We start from the raw sequence: 373 nt of genomic DNA, 5'->3' as shown, positions 1-373 counted from the left end.
AGATCCCTGAAAGATGATCAGGTTGATAGGTCAGAGGTGGAAGCGTGGCGACATGTGGAGCTGACTGATACTAATCGATCGAGGACTTAACCAAAACGAAAAGCGAAGGCGACTGTTCAACTTCGACAGACGTTGGAGAGCCGGCTCTGCAAATCCTGGTTTTGGATTTGTAGGGACGGATCGAAACGGCCGAGAAGTTAGGAGCCGAAGCTAGCCAAGTTTTAAAGCGAATTAACTCGTTTTTACTTCTTCTATATATTATCTAGTTTTGAGAGAACGATCTCTCAATTTAATAAGTCTGGTAATTAAGGCGAGAAGGTCACACCCGTTCCCATACCGAACACGGAAGTTAAGCTTCTCAGCGCCGATGGTA

The 373-nt window shown here is 45.6% G+C and carries 2 rRNA genes; both read left to right on the top strand.

What is annotated here, in order from left to right:
- Window positions 1-94 (top strand): 23S ribosomal RNA (locus tag M3226_RS31750); the annotation flags it as partial.
- A gap of 203 nt (window positions 95-297) precedes the next feature.
- Window positions 298-373, top strand: a 5S ribosomal RNA gene (rrf, locus tag M3226_RS31745); the annotation flags it as partial.

The organism is Neobacillus cucumis, from assembly GCF_023715505.1.
This window is presented reverse-complemented; position numbering and strand designations above follow the sequence as displayed.